This is a genomic window from Plantibacter flavus, from assembly GCF_002024505.1.
Classification (GTDB): domain Bacteria; phylum Actinomycetota; class Actinomycetes; order Actinomycetales; family Microbacteriaceae; genus Plantibacter; species Plantibacter flavus_A.
Window position 1 is genome coordinate 760,447 of the sequence record NZ_CP019402.1, and the last position, 15,967, is coordinate 776,413.

Annotated in this window: 14 protein-coding genes; 5 read left to right on the forward strand and 9 right to left on the reverse strand. The window is 70.2% G+C overall.

Translation table 11 applies throughout. The annotated features are described in order from the left end of the window. Positions 1–7: 7 nt before the first annotated feature. Genes BWO91_RS03590 through BWO91_RS03605 form a run of 4 tightly spaced genes read right to left on the reverse strand, consistent with a single transcriptional unit; the run spans position 8 to position 3,878 of the window. Positions 8–811 carry an ABC transporter ATP-binding protein gene (locus tag BWO91_RS03590; protein WP_079001293.1) on the reverse strand — a complete coding sequence of 268 codons (804 nt, stop codon included), beginning with the start codon at positions 809–811 and terminating at the stop codon, positions 8–10. Position 812: 1 nt separating this feature from the next. Next, complete coding sequence (locus tag BWO91_RS03595; protein ID WP_240555666.1) at positions 813–1,856, reverse strand: FecCD family ABC transporter permease; 1,044 nt, start codon at positions 1,854–1,856, stop codon at positions 813–815. Next, positions 1,853–2,923, reverse strand: a complete 1,071-nt coding sequence (locus BWO91_RS20185) for an iron chelate uptake ABC transporter family permease subunit (protein WP_079001295.1) — start codon at positions 2,921–2,923, stop codon at positions 1,853–1,855. The genes BWO91_RS03595 and BWO91_RS20185 overlap by 4 nt, the downstream gene beginning before the upstream one ends. 4 nt (positions 2,924–2,927) lie before the next feature. Beyond that, on the reverse strand, positions 2,928–3,878 hold the full coding sequence (locus BWO91_RS03605; protein ID WP_079001297.1) for a siderophore-interacting protein: 951 nt from the start codon (positions 3,876–3,878) through the stop codon (positions 2,928–2,930). Positions 3,879–3,999: 121 nt separating this feature from the next. Here BWO91_RS03605 and BWO91_RS03610 point away from each other — a divergent pair, with 121 nt between their 5' ends. From BWO91_RS03610 to BWO91_RS03625, 4 genes are all read left to right on the forward strand, one after another. After that, positions 4,000–6,162: an ATP-dependent Clp protease ATP-binding subunit gene (locus tag BWO91_RS03610; protein WP_079001299.1), complete on the forward strand. Its 2,163-nt coding sequence runs from the start codon at positions 4,000–4,002 to the stop codon at positions 6,160–6,162. Between the two features lie 224 nt (positions 6,163–6,386). Then, complete coding sequence (locus tag BWO91_RS03615; protein WP_079001301.1) at positions 6,387–7,364, forward strand: PrsW family glutamic-type intramembrane protease; 978 nt, start codon at positions 6,387–6,389, stop codon at positions 7,362–7,364. An 87-nt stretch (positions 7,365–7,451) separates the two neighbouring features. Then, positions 7,452–7,871, forward strand: a complete 420-nt coding sequence (locus BWO91_RS03620) for a hypothetical protein (RefSeq protein ID WP_064295513.1) — start codon at positions 7,452–7,454, stop codon at positions 7,869–7,871. Between the two features lie 60 nt (positions 7,872–7,931). Beyond that, positions 7,932–8,585: a DUF1345 domain-containing protein gene (locus BWO91_RS03625; RefSeq protein ID WP_079001303.1), complete on the forward strand. Its 654-nt coding sequence runs from the start codon at positions 7,932–7,934 to the stop codon at positions 8,583–8,585. A gap of 83 nt (positions 8,586–8,668) precedes the next feature. On the opposite strand, the gene BWO91_RS03630 is transcribed toward BWO91_RS03625, so the two are convergent. Both BWO91_RS03630 and acs read right to left on the reverse strand, forming a co-directional pair. Next, on the reverse strand, positions 8,669–9,250 hold the full coding sequence (locus BWO91_RS03630) for a nitroreductase family protein (RefSeq protein WP_079001305.1): 582 nt from the start codon (positions 9,248–9,250) through the stop codon (positions 8,669–8,671). An 80-nt stretch (positions 9,251–9,330) separates the two neighbouring features. Beyond that, complete coding sequence (gene acs, locus BWO91_RS03635) at positions 9,331–11,427, reverse strand: acetate--CoA ligase (RefSeq protein ID WP_071262216.1); 2,097 nt, start codon at positions 11,425–11,427, stop codon at positions 9,331–9,333. A 174-nt stretch (positions 11,428–11,601) separates the two neighbouring features. On the opposite strand from acs, the gene BWO91_RS03640 reads away from it, so the two are divergent. Further along, positions 11,602–12,543, forward strand: a complete 942-nt coding sequence (locus BWO91_RS03640) for an NADP-dependent oxidoreductase (protein ID WP_079001306.1) — start codon at positions 11,602–11,604, stop codon at positions 12,541–12,543. Positions 12,544–12,680: 137 nt separating this feature from the next. Here the strand turns inward: BWO91_RS03640 and BWO91_RS03645 are convergent, their stop codons facing one another. The 3 genes from BWO91_RS03645 to BWO91_RS03655 all read right to left on the reverse strand — a co-directional run bounded on the left by BWO91_RS03645 (position 12,681) and on the right by BWO91_RS03655 (position 15,874). Continuing rightward, entirely contained in the window at positions 12,681–13,022 is a 342-nt protein-coding gene (locus tag BWO91_RS03645) for a hypothetical protein (protein WP_153303377.1), read from the reverse strand. A gap of 204 nt (positions 13,023–13,226) precedes the next feature. Then, on the reverse strand, positions 13,227–14,672 hold the full coding sequence (thrC, locus tag BWO91_RS03650) for a threonine synthase (RefSeq protein WP_079003826.1): 1,446 nt from the start codon (positions 14,670–14,672) through the stop codon (positions 13,227–13,229). A 92-nt stretch (positions 14,673–14,764) separates the two neighbouring features. Beyond that, the gene (locus BWO91_RS03655) at positions 14,765–15,874 is read right to left on the reverse strand and encodes a threonine aldolase family protein (RefSeq protein ID WP_205847570.1); all 1,110 of its coding nucleotides are present in this window, start codon (positions 15,872–15,874) and stop codon (positions 14,765–14,767) included. Positions 15,875–15,967 lie beyond the last annotated feature (93 nt).

The window sequence follows — 15,967 nt, forward strand, 5'->3', positions numbered from 1 at the left end:
CCACGGGTCAGTGCGCGCCCATCAGCGGGATGACGAGCGGCGTGTGCGATTCGGGGTCGTCGATGATCCGGCAGCGGAGCCCGAAGACCTCCTCGACGAGCTCGGCCGTCACGATGTCCGCCGGCGCACCCTGCGCGACCACGTGTCCGTCGCGCATCGCGATCAGGTGCGTCGCGTACCGGGCGGCCTGGTTGAGATCGTGCAGGACCGCGACGAGGGTGCGGCCACCCTCCTGGTTGAGCCGGGTGAAGAGGTCGAGCAGCTCCACCTGATGCGTGATGTCGAGGAAGGTCGTCGGCTCGTCGAGCAGCAGCAACGGCGTCTCCTGCGCCAAAGCCATCGCAACCCACACCCGCTGGCGCTGGCCGCCGGACAGTTCGTCGACGAGGCGACCGGACAGCTCGGTGACGTTCGTCGCCTCCATCGCCGCGAGCACCGCCGCCTCATCGGCCGCCGACCAGCGTCGGAGGATCGACTGGTGCGGGTACCGTCCGCGCGACACGAGGTCGATCACCGAGATGCCGTCGGGCGCGATCGACGTCTGCGGCAGCAGCCCGATGCGTTTCGCGACCTCCTTCGACGGGTAGCGCGTGATCTCCTGACCGTCGAGCACGACGTGCCCCTGGGTCGGCTTCAGCAGCCGGGCGAGGGCACGCAGGAGCGTCGATTTGCCACAGGCGTTCGGCCCGACGATGACCGTGAACGAGTCGTCGGGGATCGCGATGTCCAGTTCGTGGATGATGGTCCGCTGGTCGTAGCCGACCCGGAGGCCTGTCCCGGCGAGTCTGGTGCTGGGGCTGTCGGTCTTCATGTCAGCGCTTTCCCGCCTGCGTGATGAGCAGGGCGATGAGGTAGATGCCGCCGAGGGTCACGGTCACCGCACCGACCGGCAGGGCGGCCGGGGCGATGATCCGCTGAGCCACGACGTCACTCACGAGGAGCAACGCCGCGCCCATGGCGGCCGAGGGGACGAGGGTGATGCCGGCGGACTTCGTCAGTCGCCGGGCGAGTTGGGGTGCGGCGAGGGCGACGAAGATGATCGGGCCGGCGACCGCGGTGACGGTCGCGGTGAGCGCGACGCCGAGCACGAGCAGCAGCAGCCGCGCGCGCTCGACCGGGATGCCCAGGGCGCTCGCGATGTCGTCGCCGAACTCCAGCATGCCGAGTCGGCGGGACATGAGCGCGAGGAGGGGGACGAGGACCGCGACCGCGATCGTCATGGGCACGACGTCCTGCCACCCGAGGTCGGCGAGCGAACCCATGCCCCAGCTCGCGGCCGCGATGGCGGCGTTGAGGTCCGCCCGCAGTTGCAGGTAGTCGTTGAACGCGTTGAGGACGGCACTGATCGCAATGCCGATCACGATGAGCCGGAAGCCCTGGACGCCCCGAGACCACGCGAGGAGATAGACGACGAGCGCCGTCGCGAGCCCGCCGATCAACGCACCGGACACCGTCGCCGCATAGTTCCCGCCGACGACGAGGGTGACGATGAGCGCGCCGGTGAACGCGCCGGAGTTGAACCCGATGATGTCGGGACTGCCCAGCGGGTTCCGGGTGATCGACTGGAAGATCGCACCGGAGAGCCCGAGCGCGATCCCGCCGATGACGGCGATCACGACTCGCGGCAGGCGCCACTCCAACACGATGCGAAGGACGCTCTCCGAGCCCGTGCCGGTGAACGCGGCGAGCAGCTTGTCGAGCGGGATGCGGTACTCGCCCTGGGTGAGCGCGAAGGCGCCGACCCCGACGACGACGGCGACCAGGGCGCCGACGACGACCAGCTCGCGCCGGTGGACCACCCAGCTGACCCGACCGACCCGCACGGTGCGCCGACCCGGCTCGGCGACCGCGGTCACAGCCCCTGCGCCTTCGAACGCCGGATGAGCACGATGAGGAGCGGGGCACCCACGAACGCCGTGACGATCCCGACCGGCATCTCGCCGGGGACGGCGACCCGCCCGACGAGGTCGGACAGCAGGAAGATGATCGGCGCGAACACCATCGTGAACGGGAGCACCCAGCGCTGGTCCGGTCCGACGATGGCGCGGGCGAGGTAGGGCGACATGAGTCCGAGGAAGGCGATCGGTCCGGCCGCCGCGGTGGCCGAACCGCACAACAGGGTGATCGCGACGACCGAGAGCACCCGCGTCCGGAGCACCTTCGTGCCGAGGGAGGTCGCGAGGTCGTCTCCGAGGGCGACGGCGTTGAGCGACCGGGAGACGACGAGCGCGAGGACGACCCCGACGATGAGGAACGGCAACACCCCGAGGAACACGTCCATCTGGCGGTTCTGCAGCGATCCGGCCTGCCAGAAGCGGATCTTGTCGAAGATGTCCGGGTTGCGGATCGTGATGGCGAAGGTCACTCCCTGGAGCGCGGCAGAGAGCGCGACGCCGGCGAGGACGAGGCGGACCGGGGTCGCGCCGGCGCGGCCCCGGGAGCCGATGACGTACACGATGACGGAGGCGAGGCCCGCACCTGCGAAGGACCACCACACGTACGAGCTCAGGTCGGCGGTGCCGGCGATGGCGACGGCGAGCACGACCGCGATGTACGCCCCGGCGTTGACGCCGAGGATGCCGGGGTCGGCGAGCGGGTTCCGCGTGACGGCCTGCATCATCGCTCCGGCGAGGCCGAGCGCCGCACCGACGCCGATGGCCAGGAGCATGCGCGGCAGCCGGAACCCGGTGACGAGGATCGCGTTGGTGTCGTCGCCGCCCTGCGAGAGCGCCCGCCAGACCTCTGCGGCACTGATGGTCCCCGAGCCGATGAAGAGGCTGCCGACGGCGATGGTGGCGAGCACGACGAGCGCTGCGACGAGGAGGAGCCAGCGTGAGGCGGTCGATCGGGCGATGCCGGTCGACGCCTCTCGTGCGCGGGCGGCCGCGGTCGGGAGCCGCAGGCTGTCGAGGTCGGCGCTCACCGGCTCATCGGTTGTCTTCGGCCTTGCCGTGTCGCCAGTAGCCCATGAACGCGACCGACTTGCGGTCGACGCCGCATCCGGAGACGAGGTGTCGGCGGAGCGTCTTGATGGCCGACGCCTCTCCGGCGAGCCACGCATAGAGCGGTGCGCTCTCGAGGACGGGGCCTCCGGTCGCGTTGACCGGTGCTTCCCAGAGCAGCTCGGTGTCGACGTCGACGTCCTCGAGTGCCGGCTGCGTGGCGATCGTGGCGGTGTCGACGCTCGGCGCGAGGCGGCTCGCGATGCGCTCGACCTCGGGGATGAGCAGGGTGCCCACGGGCTGGTCGCCGCGGGGGAGGACGACGACCTCGATCCCGTCGGGCTTCGTGGACAGGGCGGCGATGTCGTCCTCGTGCGGCAGCTCGACGACGGCGATCCCGCGCGCGGTGCTCGGCAGGCGCTCGAGGATCCCGGCGATCCCGGGCAGGGCCGTCTCGTCGCCAGCGAGGAGCACCTGGTCGACGGTGGCCGGCGCGTGCCAGTCGATGCCGCCGGCCGGGACGGCCGACCGGGCGTTCGGGACGTTGACGACGAGCTCGTCGCCGACCTTCGCGTCCATCGCCCAGGTGGACGCGGGGCCGACGCGGCCGTGCAGGGCGATGTCGACGTCGAACTCGGCGAGCTCGGGCCGGACCTCGCGGATCGTGTACGTGCGCATCGGGTGACGCTTGTCGTTGGGCAGCAGTCGCCAGGCCTGGTACCAGTCGTCGTGCATCGGCAGCTCGTCGAAACCGGTGTCGGGCAGCGGGAAGAGCAGCTTGATGCGCTGGTCGTGACGGTTGTCCGCGATGTGCTGGACCTCGGGGCCCGTGAACGTGAAACGCCGATAGCTCGGGCTCACCTGCTCGATGCGCCGGACGACGGCTGCGAGGAGGATGAAGATCGAGTCGGGGGTCTGTTCACTGAGGCGAGGCATCGATAGGTAAGCCTACCCTTCGAAGCGCTGAAGGTCACCCGCCGATCGCACCTTGTCGGCGGGGAGTGGCGGTGGTAAACTTGAGTCAGATTCACTCAAGTTTGAACAGGAGACCGTACCCATGCCAGCAGGCCAGACGCCTCAGCAAGAGGATCAGCGCAGCGCGCTCGAGCAGTACGGCGTCAACCTGACCGAGATCGCCGCCTCCGGCAAGCTCGATCCGGTCATCGGCCGCGACGCCGAGATCCGTCGCGTGAGCCAGGTGCTCACGCGACGCACCAAGAACAACCCCGTCCTCATCGGCGAGCCCGGCGTCGGCAAGACCGCCGTCGTCGAGGGCCTCGCCCAGCGCATCGTCGCGGGCGACGTCGCCGAGAGCCTCAAGGGCAAGCAGCTCATCTCCCTCGACCTCTCCGCGCTCGTCGCCGGCGCCATGTACCGCGGGCAGTTCGAAGAGCGCCTCAAGGCCGTGCTCAAGGAGATCGACGAGTCCGACGGACAGATCATCACCTTCATCGACGAGCTCCACGTGCTCATGGGTGCCGGCGGCGGCGAGGGGTCCGTCGCGGCGGCCAACATGCTGAAGCCCATGCTCGCCCGCGGCGAGCTGCGGCTGATCGGCGCGACCACGCTCGACGAGTACCGCGAGTTCATCGAGAAGGACGCCGCCATGGAGCGTCGCTTCCAGCAGGTGTTCGTGGGGGAGCCGAGCGTCGAGGACACGGTCGCCATCCTCCGCGGTCTCAAGGAGCGGTACGAGGCGCACCACAAGGTCGCCATCGCCGACAACGCGCTCGTCGCGGCGGCCGCCCTGTCCAACCGCTACATCACGTCGCGGCAGCTGCCCGACAAGGCGATCGATCTCATCGACGAGGCGGCCAGCCGACTGCGCATGGAGATCGACTCGGCTCCCGTCGAGATCGACGAGCTCCGACGCAGTGTCGACCGCCTGAAGCTCGAGGAGCTCGCCCTCAAGAAGGAGAAGGACGACGCCTCGAAGGAGCGCCTCGCCCGCCTTCGGGAGGACCTCGCGACCCGCCAGGCCGCGCTCGGCGAACTGCAGGCGCGCTGGGAGCGCGAGCGCGCGAGCCTCAACCGGGTCGGCGACCTCAAGAAGCAGCTCGACGCCGCCCGGAGCAAGGCCGAACGCGCCCAGCGCGAGGGCAAGCTCGAACAGGCGTCCAAGCTGCTCTACGCCGACATCCCGCAGCTCGAACGCGAACTCGCGCTCGCGGAGTCGGCCGAGCAGGACACCGACGGCGAACCCCGGATGGTCAACGACCAGGTGACCGCCGAGGACATCGCCGCCGTCATCGCCGCGTGGACCGGCATCCCCGTCGGTCGCCTGTTGCAGGGCGAGACGGAGAAACTGCTGCACCTCGAGCAGGAGCTGTCCCGCCGACTCATCGGGCAGCACCGTGCGGTCGCCGCCGTGTCCGACGCCGTCCGGCGCACCCGGGCCGGCATCTCCGATCCCGACCGTCCGACCGGCTCCTTCATGTTCCTCGGCCCCACCGGCGTCGGCAAGACCGAGCTGGCGAAGGCGCTCGCCGAGTTCCTCTTCGACGACGAGAAGGCCATGGTCCGCATCGACATGTCCGAGTACGGCGAGAAGCACTCGGTCTCCCGGCTCGTCGGTGCACCTCCGGGGTACGTCGGCTACGAGCAGGGCGGGCAGCTCACCGAGGCCGTCCGTCGACGCCCGTACTCCGTCGTGCTGCTCGACGAGGTCGAGAAGGCGCACCCCGAGGTGTTCGACATCCTCCTGCAGGTGCTCGACGACGGTCGCCTGACCGACGGCCAGGGGCGCACGGTCGACTTCCGGAACGTCATCCTCGTGCTGACGTCCAACCTCGGCTCGCAGTACCTGATGGACGCCTCGCTCTCCCTCGAGCAGAAGGAGGAGGCGGTCCAGCAGCTCGTGCGCCAGGCCTTCAAACCGGAGTTCATCAACCGTCTCGACGACATCGTCGTGTTCCAGCCGCTCAGCGAAGCGGAGCTCGGCCAGATCGTCGAGCTCTACATCGATCGCCTGCAGCGTCGACTGGGCGAGCGTCGGCTGCACCTCGCGGTCACGCCCGATGCGCGTGCGTGGCTCGCGGAGCGCGGCTACGACCCCATGTACGGCGCGCGTCCGCTGCGTCGACTCATGCAGCGGGAGATCGACGACCGCCTCGCGCGGGCGATCCTCGACGGCTCGATCCGCGACGGCGACACCGTCCACGTCGAGCTCGCGAGCGACGGCGACGGCCTCACGGTCGAGCGCGCGGTGGTCCCGGCCTAGCCTGGCTGCTTGCGGCCAGCGCGGTGCGCTGACCCGAGCGCAGCCTATCGACGTGAGCGCACCCCTCCGAAGGGGTGCGCTCACGCGTCTGCCCCGCGCTCGCGCGACAGCACCGCGCTGACAGTGACCCCCGAGTGGGGGAGGAAACCCCTGGTGCCCGACGGATGCCGCGCACTAGCGTGATCCTCGCGGTGGGCCCGGTCGGCGCGCCCTGAGAGGACACGATGTCGCACGCAGCCCCGATCACGACGCCCGAGACCAGCGGCACCGCCGCGCCCCTCTGGCGTCACGCACACGCCCCCGCCTGGTTCTTCTTCGGCGGCCTGGCGCTCTGGCTGTTCCTGCTGCTGGTGCCGCACGTGCTCCTCGGTAACCCGGCGGTGGTCCCCGCGTGGATCCTGCTCGGCTCAGGGCTGGCCGCGTCCACCCTGCTGCTCATCATGGCCCGACGTCTCCAGTCGGGCGACGGCGTCACGACGGCGACGCTCCTCTGGGCGGTGCTGGTCGGAGGCTTCATCGCCATCACGCTCGGCAGCACCTTCGACTCCCTCATCGGCGTCGCCGCGACCGATGCCGGCGAGAACCCGCACGACATCGGGCTCTTCTTCGCCGGGGTCGCCGAGGAACTGGCGAAGATCATCGCCGTCGTGATCGTGGCATGGCGGTTGCCGGTGAAGACCGCCCGGGGTGGTCTCTTCGTCGGCGGTGCCGTCGGCATCGGCTTCGCCGTCCTCGAGAACCTCTGGTACATCGGACAGGGATGGGCGGCCGGCGTCGAAGCATCGCAGAAGCTCGCCGCCGGCTCACCACCCCTCGAGACCATCCTCACGCACCCGGCGTTCCAGGCGGCCGGAGCCGCGTTCGCCCGGACGATCTTCGACCCGGTCGGCCACCCACTGTGGACGGCGCTGCTCGCCGCCGCGGTGTTCGCCGCTGCACGCAACGGACGGTTCCGGATCACCGTGGGGGTGCTCCTGACCTACGTGCTCGTCGCGGTCATGCACGGCCTGTGGGACGGTAACACCGTGCTCTGGGGGCTGCTGTTCCCGGCCATGCCGGTGCTCAAGGTGCTCGTCGTCCCGGCCATGATCGTGCTCGTCGTCGCCTTCGCGCTCATCTGGCGGGCACAGGCCCGTCGGATCAACCGTGACGCCGGCGTCGTGTCGCTCCACGTCCCGCGTCGCGAGCGCAAGCAGGCCTGACCACCGGAGGCGCGAGACCTGCTGGGATCCGGGCATGCCGGGGAGTAGCGTGAAGCGCACCTGATCCGCGACGCCGAGGAGACACCCATGTTGGGACGCAAGACCTTCGAACAGCGAGAGGTCGACCAGGCGAAGACGATGATCGCCGCGCTGGTCGCCGGACGCGAGACGCTGGCCGAGGCCGGCGCGGACCCGGCAGCGCTGGCCGTGGTCGACCCCGAGTTCTTCACCGGCCTCACCCTCGTGCTCGACCGGCCGTTCGTCCACCGGGTGCGCTCGGTGCTCGGGAAAGGTCCCGGGGCCCTCAACGAGCTCGAACTCATCGTCGCGTCGATCCTCGACCACGACCGTGTGTTCACGGTGGGGACCGTGTTGCAGTACGCCGATGGGGCGTCGTTCACCGGCCTCGTCCCGGGCGAGACGATCCGGCTGAGCGCCGAGCAGTTCGAGCGCCTCGCCGTCGGCGTCTTCGCCGAGTTGGAGGAGTTGTTCGTCGAAGCGGTGTGAGGTGCGGCGTCGGCCGCGAGTCTGCGTCACGCACTCCGCGGACGGTGCCACGATCAGCTCGTGAGCTCATCGACGTCCGGACCGATCGCCCTGCGGCACGGCGCGAAACTCCGCCTGATCCTGTCCGCCGTCATCGGCTTGGGCGTCGGGGTGGCCACTGGCCTGACCTGGTTCTGGGCGGGGGCGATCCTGGCCGGCTGGGGAGCCACGTGCGTCGTCTTCATCGTCTCGCTCTGGGCGCGTATCTGGCGGATGGGCCCGGCACGCACGCGCGAGCATGCGACCTCGGAGGAACCCGGACGGACGACGAGCGAGGTCCTCATCGTGCTGGCGAGCGTCGGGAGCCTGGTCGCCCTCAGCGTCGTGATCCTGCAGGCGCGGGCGTCGACCGGCGTCGAACAGGGCCTGCTGGCGGGGTTCTCGGTGCTGAGTGTCGCCATGTCGTGGGCGCTCATCCACACGATCTACACCCTCCGGTACGCACGCATGTACTTCGCTGCTCCGGAGGGCGGCATCGACTTCAACCAGGAGGAGGCGCCCCAGTACAGCGACTTCGCCTACCTCTCGTTCGACCTCGGCATGACGTACCAGGTCTCCGATACGACGCTGCGGTCCAGTGAGCTGCGCCGAACCGTGCTCAAGCACACGCTGCTGTCGTACCTCTTCGGCTCCGTGATCCTGGCGACCGTCATCAACCTCGTCGCGGGGCTGTAGCGGCGCCCTAGGTCCCCGCGAACGACGACTGCGCAGTCAGGCGGACCGGACTGCGCAGCGTGGTGGTGCAGGAACCGAGCGGACTACTCCTGGACGATCACGAGGTCGGCGAGCGGACGACGCTCGCGCGGAGCGGTCTCGCGGTCGCGGAGCATGCCCTCCGGCAGGAGTTCCGGGTCGCCGAGCTCGCCGAGCGCGGTGACGGTGAACGGCAGGAGGCCGTCCGGCAGCGAGAACGCCTCGCGGATGCCGTCGGCGGAGAAGCCGGCCATCTGGTGTGCGAACAGGCCGTCGCTGTGGGCCTGGACGCTCAAGTGCGCCATCGCCTGGCCGAGGTCGTAGATGGCCCAGGGACGCTCGTTCCCCTCGTCGTCGACCGTCTCGGCGACGGCGACGATGAGCGCGCCCGCCTGAGCGGCCCACCCTCGGTTGAACGCCACCAGCTGCTCAGCGATCGCGTCGAACGCGGCGGTCCCCTTAGTGCCGACGATGAACCGCCAGGGCTGCACGTTGTTGGCGCTCGGCGACCAACGCGCGGCTTCCAGGGCCGAGGCCATCTTCGCGGCGGCGACGGGCTCGCTCACGAAGGAGCGGGGGCTCCACCGGTCGGCGAGGACGTCGAGGATGGGGGCGTCGGTCTGGGCGGTACGGGTGACGATGGACATGCGGTCTCCAAGCGGAACAAGGGAAGTGGACAGAGGCTGCGTCGCCATTGACGATGGATGCAACTGCATCGATCGAGGCGCTATTCCCGGGTTCGAGGGGTCCGTGCAGCAGTGACGATCTCGGCGATCCGGTGCGGGGCCGCTTCGTCCTGCAGCGAGGTCGTGTCGCCGAGGGGCCGCTGGTCGACGATGTCGCCGAGCAGACGCCGCATGATCTTCCCCGAGCGGGTCTTCGGCAGGTCTGGGACCACGAAGACGTCGCGAGGCTTCGCGATCGGGCCGATCTCGTTCGCCACGTGGGAGCGCAGTGCCTCGCGGAGTGCCGCAGAGCGATCCAACCAGTACGCCTCGCCGTCGGCCTCGGGCCCGTGGGACCGCGAGGAGGGGATGACGAACGCGGCGATCGCGCTCCCCGTGATCGGGTCGTGCACGCCGACGACGCCGGCCTCGCCCACGTGGGGATGCGACACGAGGGCCGATTCGATCTCGATGGTCGACAGGCGGTGGCCCGAGACGTTGATGACGTCGTCGACGCGCCCGAGGACCCAGATGTCGCCGTCCTCGTCCCACTTCGCGCCGTCGCCGGAGAAGAAGTAGCCCTGCCTCCAGTACTTCGCCCAGTACGAGTCGCGGTAGCGCTCCGGGTTGCCCCAGACCGTGCGTGCGAGCGACGGCCCGAAACGGCTGACGACCAGGTATCCGCCGGATCCGTACGGCACCGTCTCGCCGTCCTCGTCGACGACCAACGCCTCCAGGCCGGGGAGTGCGCGACTGCCGGAACCCGGCTTGATCGTGGTCGCGCCGGGGAGCGGCGCGATGACGGCCGACCCCGTCTCCGACTGCCACCAGGTGTCGACGACCGGGGTCTCGCCGCGCCCGATGCGCTCGCGGAACCACATCCAGGCCTCGGGGTTGATCGCCTCACCGACGGTGCCGAGAAGCCGGAGGGTCGAGAGGTCGTACTCGGCGGGTGGTCCCTCGGGGAACCACGTCATGAGGGTCCGGATGAGCGTGGGTGCCGTGTAGTACGTCGTCACGCCGTAGCGCTCGATGATCTCGAAGTGCCGTGCCTGGTGCGGAGTGTTCGGCGTGCCCTCGTAGATCACCTGGGTGAGCCCGTTCGAGAGTGGACCGTAGATCTCATAGGTGTGTGCGGTGACCCAGGCGAGATCGGCGGTGCACCAGTGGACGTCGTCGTCCTTGGCGTCGAAGATCGCCCAGTGGGTCCAGGACGCCTGCGTGAGATAGCCGCCAGAGGTGTGGACGAGTCCCTTGGGCTTCCCGGTGGTGCCGCTCGTGTAGATGATGAAGAGCGGGTTCTCCGCATCGAACGCCTCGGCCTCGTGGGTGTCGGCGGCGACACCCACGGTGTCGTGCCACCAGACGTCGCGACCGGGGGTCCAAGGCACGTTCGGCGTCTCGTCGCCCGTGCGTGCGACGACGAGCACGTGCTCGATGGACGGCACACCGTCGACGGCGGCGTCGGCGTTCTGCTTGACGGGCACAGCGGTACCCCGGCGGTACTGGCCGTCGGTGGTGATGAGCAGCTTCGCCTCGGTGTCCTCCACCCGGAAGCGCAGCGCCTCGGCGGAGAACCCACCGAACACGAGGGAGTGGATGGCGCCGATGCGCGCGACGGCGAGGGTGGCGATGACCGTCTCGGGGATGACCGGCAGGTAGATGACGACGCGGTCGCCCTGCCCGATGCCGAGTGCCGTCAGGGCGTTGGCGGCCTTCGCGACCTCGCGCTGCAACTCGGCGTAGGTGATGGAGCGGCGGTCGCCCGGCTCGCCCTCGAAGTGGAGGGCGACCTTGTCGCCTCGTCCGGCATCGACGTGGCGGTCGACGCAGTTGACCGCCACGTTGAGCGTTCCCCCGGCGAACCAGGTGGCGGCGGGGACGGTGAGCTCGGGCTCGGGGTCCGTCGGGTCGGACCCGTCGACCGGTCGGGCCGGGTCCCACGTGTGCGCCGTGTGCCACGGGGTGACCCAGTCGAGGCGTCGGGCCTGCTCCTCCCAGAACGCCACGGGGTCGGCGGCCGCGCGGACCCACTCCTCCGGGCCGACGTTCGCCGTCCGGGCGAGGTCGGCCGGCGGGGCGTAGCTGCGGGTCTCGGCGAGGAGGTTCGCGATGGTGGCGGCGGGCGCCGCGGACGTCGATCCATCAGTGGGAGGCATGCTGCAACGCTACGCGGGAGTCCGGTGCCGGTGCCATCCGCGGGTCATGCGGCGTCACGGTCCGGAGGTTCCGAGGGGCTGTGGAGGAGCGTCGGGAGTAGCCTCGGAGGGCCGCCACGATGCGTGGCGGACGTCGATCAGGGGTGCGCAGGCGCATCTCGGGAAGGGAACGACATGGCGACCGTCATCCAGTACCAGGAGCTCGGCTCGGCCGACGTCCTCGACCTCATCGAGGTCCCGACGCCTGAGGCGGGTCCCGGCGAACTCGTCGTCGAGGTGCGAGCCGCGGGCGTGAACCCGATCGACTGGAAGCTCCGCAGCGGCCTCCGCGGCGGCGAGCTGCAGGGCACCCGACGCGTCGGGAGCGACGGCGCCGGCGTCGTCGTCGAGGTCGGCGACGGGGTCGACGGCTGGTCGATCGGCGACGAGGTCGTCGTCGTCAACGCCTCCGGGACGTATGCGACCCACGTCGTCGTCACACCCGACCAGATCATCCGCAAACCGGCTGCCATCTCCTTCGAGGGGGCGGCGGCGATCGGCATCCCCGTGAGCACGGCCTATCAAGCACTGCGCTCGCTCGGCGTGACCGAGGGGACGACCCTCCTGATCCACGGTGGGTCGGGCTCGGTGGGGCACGCCGCCGTGCAGTTCGCCGTGGCTTGGGGAGCGACCGTCGTCGCCACCGCGAGCGAAGGGAACCACGCACGTCTGCGGGAGCTGGGGGCGATCCCCGTCACCTACGGTCCCGGGCTCGTGGAGCGCGTGCGCGAGGCCGCTCCGCAGGGTGTCGACCGTGTGCTCGACGCCGTCGGCACCGACGAGGCGCTCGAGGCCTCGTTCGAGCTGGTCGAGGACCGTCAGCACATCGGCACGATCGTCGTCGGCGCGGAGGCGGCCGACCTCGGGATCCAGGCGTGGTCCGGCGGAAACCCGCTCCCGCTCACGGAGCAGGAGCAGGCCTGGCGGGCGGAGGCGATCCCGGCGGTCGCGTCCCTCGTCGAGCAGGGACGGTTCAGCTTCGAACTCGGCACCGTCCGGCCCCTCGCCGAGGCCGCCGAGGCACACCGCGAGAGCGAGTCGGGTCACCCGAGCGGGAAACTCATCCTGGTCCCCTGAGCGCCCTTCGACAGGCTCAGGGACCGGGGGGATTCGGGCGGGGGTGCCCTTCGACAGGCTCAGGGACCGGGGGCGTCGACCGGATTCCTTCGACAGGCTCAGGGACCGGAGCGGCGCCCCCAGGGCGTGACTCCTCGCTACTCCGGGCCCTCGCCGAAGCTGTCGCCGACGGGCGCGCGGTCGGCGAGGTCGTCCTGGTCGTCGAGGTCTTCGATGGCATCCTCGGTGTCCGCGTCGTCGAGTCCGGCGTCGCCGACGACGTCGTCACCACCGACGCCGTCACCGGCGTTGCTCAGACCGCCGTCGCCGGGGGCCGCGTCGTCGGCCGAGCGGTCGACCGCACCGCCGTCGGGAACGACACCGCCGACCGAGCTGTCGGTCTGGTCCTCACCGGGCACGTGTGCCTGGGCGCCCGGACCGCCGTGGGCGAGGGCGTCGCGCTGGGCGTCTGCTGCTGCTGGATCCATGGGATTGCTCATGAGGGCAGCGTAGAGCGGACGCCGGGTCGTCGCTGGGGCTTGGCTCCGGGACGCCGGACGCCTATCCTCCGTGTTCCCCGCCGGACCGGACGCGGTGTCGACGGCGCGGTCGGATGCCCTTCGACAGGTTCAGGGACCCGCGCGAACTCACGGACCGAGTCGGCTCAGGATCGGGGCCGGGACGGGCTCAGGGACCGGGGTGGGTCAGCGGCCGGTGTGCTGCGCGATGATCGCCTTGATGCGGTCGACGTCAGCCGGGACGATCTCGAAGCGCTGCTCCAGACCCTCGATGCCCTCGAACGCCTCGGGACGCTCCGGCTCCTCGCCGAGCGCCTCGCGGACGATCTCGGCGAACTTCGCCGGCAGCGCGGTCTCGAGCACGAGCATCGGGACGCCCTCGCGCAGGTGGCGACGGGCGACCGTGACGCCGTCGGCGGTGTGCGGGTCGATCGTGACGCCGTAACGCTCGTGCACGTCGCGGATGGTGGCGACGCGGTCGGCGTGCGTGCTGCGGCCAGAGACGAAGCCGAACTCGCTGATCCGCTCGAACTCGGGCGTCCCGGAGAGGTCGAACCCGCCCTCCTCGTCGAGGGACCGGAACAGCTCACCGAGGCGGGTCGCGTCCTGACCGACGAGGTCGTAGAGGAAACGCTCGAAGTTGGACGCCTTCGAGATGTCCATGCTCGGGCTCGACGTGTGGTGCGTCTCGGCCGCCGAGCGCGGGCGGTACACGCCCGTGCGGAAGAACTCGTCGAGGACGTCGTTCTCGTTCGTCGCGACGACGAGCTGGTCGATCGGGAGCCCCATGGAGCGGGCGATGTGCCCGGCGCAGACGTTGCCGAAGTTGCCGGACGGCACCGAGAACGACACCTTCTGGCCCGGACCGTCGGTCGCGAGCAGCCAGCCGTGCACGTAGTACACGACCTGCGCGACGACGCGGGCCCAGTTGATCGAGTTGACCGTACCGACGGCGTGGAGCGCCTTGAACGGAGCGTCCTTCGAGACGGCCTTCACGATGTCCTGGCAGTCGTCGAAGTTGCCCTCGACGGCGAGGTTCACGATGTTGTCGTCCTGGAGGCTGAACATCTGCGCGCGCTGGAAGCCGCTCATGCGGCCATGCGGGCTCAGCATGATGACGCGGATCCCCGTCTTGCCGCGCATGGCGTGCTCGGCCGCGCTCCCGGTGTCGCCGGAGGTCGCGCCGAGGATGTTGAGCTCGTCGCCGCTCTTCGCGAGTGTGTACTCGAAGAGGTTGCCGAGCAGCTGCATCGCCATGTCCTTGAAGGCGAGCGTCGGGCCGTTCGAGAGGCCGAGGAGTTGCAGCTCGGTGCCGCCCTCCTCACCGAGGGTGCGCAGCGGGGTGATGAGCGAGGCGTCGTCGCCGGCGCGGCCGTTCGAGTACACCTCGGCGGTGTAGGTGCGACGGGCGATGTCCTGGAGGTCGGCGGCGGGGATGTCGTTGGCGAACTTCGACAGCACGGCGAACGCGAGGTCGGCATAGGACAGCTCGCGCCACGACTCGAGCTCCTCAGCGGTCAGCTGCGGGTACTCGGCCGGGAGGTACAGGCCGCCGTCCGGGGCGAGCCCGCCGAGGAGGATGTCCGAGAAGTGCTGGGGCAGATCGTGGCCCCGCGTCGACTGATAGTGCATGACCGTCTCTCTCATCCGGTTGGAAGCCCGATCTCCAACCTTGCCATATCGGGGGTCGACGCGCAGAGGCCCGCCGGCATCGTGACCGGCCGCTACGCGCGGGCGAGTTCCTCGCGGATCGCGGCGACGAACGCGTCGATGTCGTCCTCGGTGGTGTCGAACGAGCACATCCAGCGGACCTCGCCCTTCGCGGCGTCCCAGTCGTAGAAGCGGAAGCGTTCCCGCAAGCGGTCGGGGACGCCCGCGGGAAGGGTCGCGAACACGGCGTTGGCCTGGGTCGGCTGGCTGAAGCCGAGTCCCGGTGCCTCGCCGGCCGCGATGAGCGCTTCTAGGGAGCCACGGAGGCGCGCGGCCATCGCGTTGGCGTGGGTCGCGGAACGGAGCCAGAGCCCGTCGCCACCGTCGGCCGCCGGCTCGAGCAGGGCGATGAGCTGCGCCGCACCGAAGCGCATCTTCGACGCCAGCTGCATGTTGAGCTTCCGCAGGTAGACGAGGCCCTCCGACGCCGACGGTTCGAGGACGACGATGGCCTCGCCGAACATGAGCCCGTTCTTCGTCCCGCCGAAGGACAGCACGTCGACGCCGGCATCGGAGGTGAACGCGCGCAGCGGGACGCCGAGGGCTGCTGCGGCGTTGGAGATGCGGGCGCCGTCGAGGTGCAGCTTCATGCCGTGACCGTGCGCGTGGTCGGCGATCGCGTGGATCTCCTCGGGGGTGTACAGGGTGCCGAGCTCGGTGGTCTGCGTGATCGAGACGACGAGCGGCTGTGCGCGGTGTTCGTCGCCCCAGCCCCAGGCCTCGCGGTCGATGAGCTCGGGGGTGAGTTTGCCGTCGGGGGCGTCGACCGTCAGGAGCTTGATGCCACCGACCCGCTCCGGCGCGCCGCCCTCGTCGGAGTTGATGTGCGCGGTCGACGCCGAGATGACGGCACCCCAGCGCGGGAGCATGGACTGCAGGCCGACGACGTTCGCGCCGGTGCCGTTGAAGACGGGGAACACGGCGACGTCACGGCCGAAGTGATCCGCGAAGACCTCGTGCAGCCGACGGGTGTAGTCGTCCTCGCCGTAGGCGATCTGGTGGCCGCCGTTGGCCGCCGCGAGGGCGTCGAGGATCTCGGGGTGGACGCCGGAGTAGTTGTCGGAGGCGAAGCCGCGGATGCTGGTGTCATGCAGAGAATCGGTCACTGATCCATCCTCGCGCATGCCACACGCAGCTTCCGTGCATCGCGGGCCGACTTCCTGCGCGTCCGACCCGGTGTCGTCGGTCTCCCCACCTCAGGAGTGTCTCGGCGTGGC

Bases quoted from the DNA above. Each gene is read 5' to 3' on its own strand.
- BWO91_RS03590 (WP_079001293.1), bottom strand. From the start codon at position 811: ATGAAGACCGACAGCCCCAGCACCAGACTCGCCGGGACAGGCCTCCGG.
- BWO91_RS03605 (WP_079001297.1), bottom strand. From the start codon at position 3,878: ATGCCTCGCCTCAGTGAACAGACCCCCGACTCGATCTTCATCCTCCTC.
- BWO91_RS03610 (WP_079001299.1), top strand. From the start codon at position 4,000: ATGCCAGCAGGCCAGACGCCTCAGCAAGAGGATCAGCGCAGCGCGCTC.
- BWO91_RS03615 (WP_079001301.1), top strand. From the start codon at position 6,387: ATGTCGCACGCAGCCCCGATCACGACGCCCGAGACCAGCGGCACCGCC.
- BWO91_RS03620 (WP_064295513.1), top strand. From the start codon at position 7,452: ATGTTGGGACGCAAGACCTTCGAACAGCGAGAGGTCGACCAGGCGAAG.
- BWO91_RS03630 (WP_079001305.1), bottom strand. From the start codon at position 9,250: ATGTCCATCGTCACCCGTACCGCCCAGACCGACGCCCCCATCCTCGAC.
- acs (WP_071262216.1), bottom strand. From the start codon at position 11,427: ATGCCTCCCACTGATGGATCGACGTCCGCGGCGCCCGCCGCCACCATC.
- BWO91_RS03640 (WP_079001306.1), top strand. From the start codon at position 11,602: ATGGCGACCGTCATCCAGTACCAGGAGCTCGGCTCGGCCGACGTCCTC.
- BWO91_RS03645 (WP_153303377.1), bottom strand. From the start codon at position 13,022: ATGAGCAATCCCATGGATCCAGCAGCAGCAGACGCCCAGCGCGACGCC.
- thrC (WP_079003826.1), bottom strand. From the start codon at position 14,672: ATGCACTATCAGTCGACGCGGGGCCACGATCTGCCCCAGCACTTCTCG.
- BWO91_RS03655 (WP_205847570.1), bottom strand. From the start codon at position 15,874: ATGCGCGAGGATGGATCAGTGACCGATTCTCTGCATGACACCAGCATC.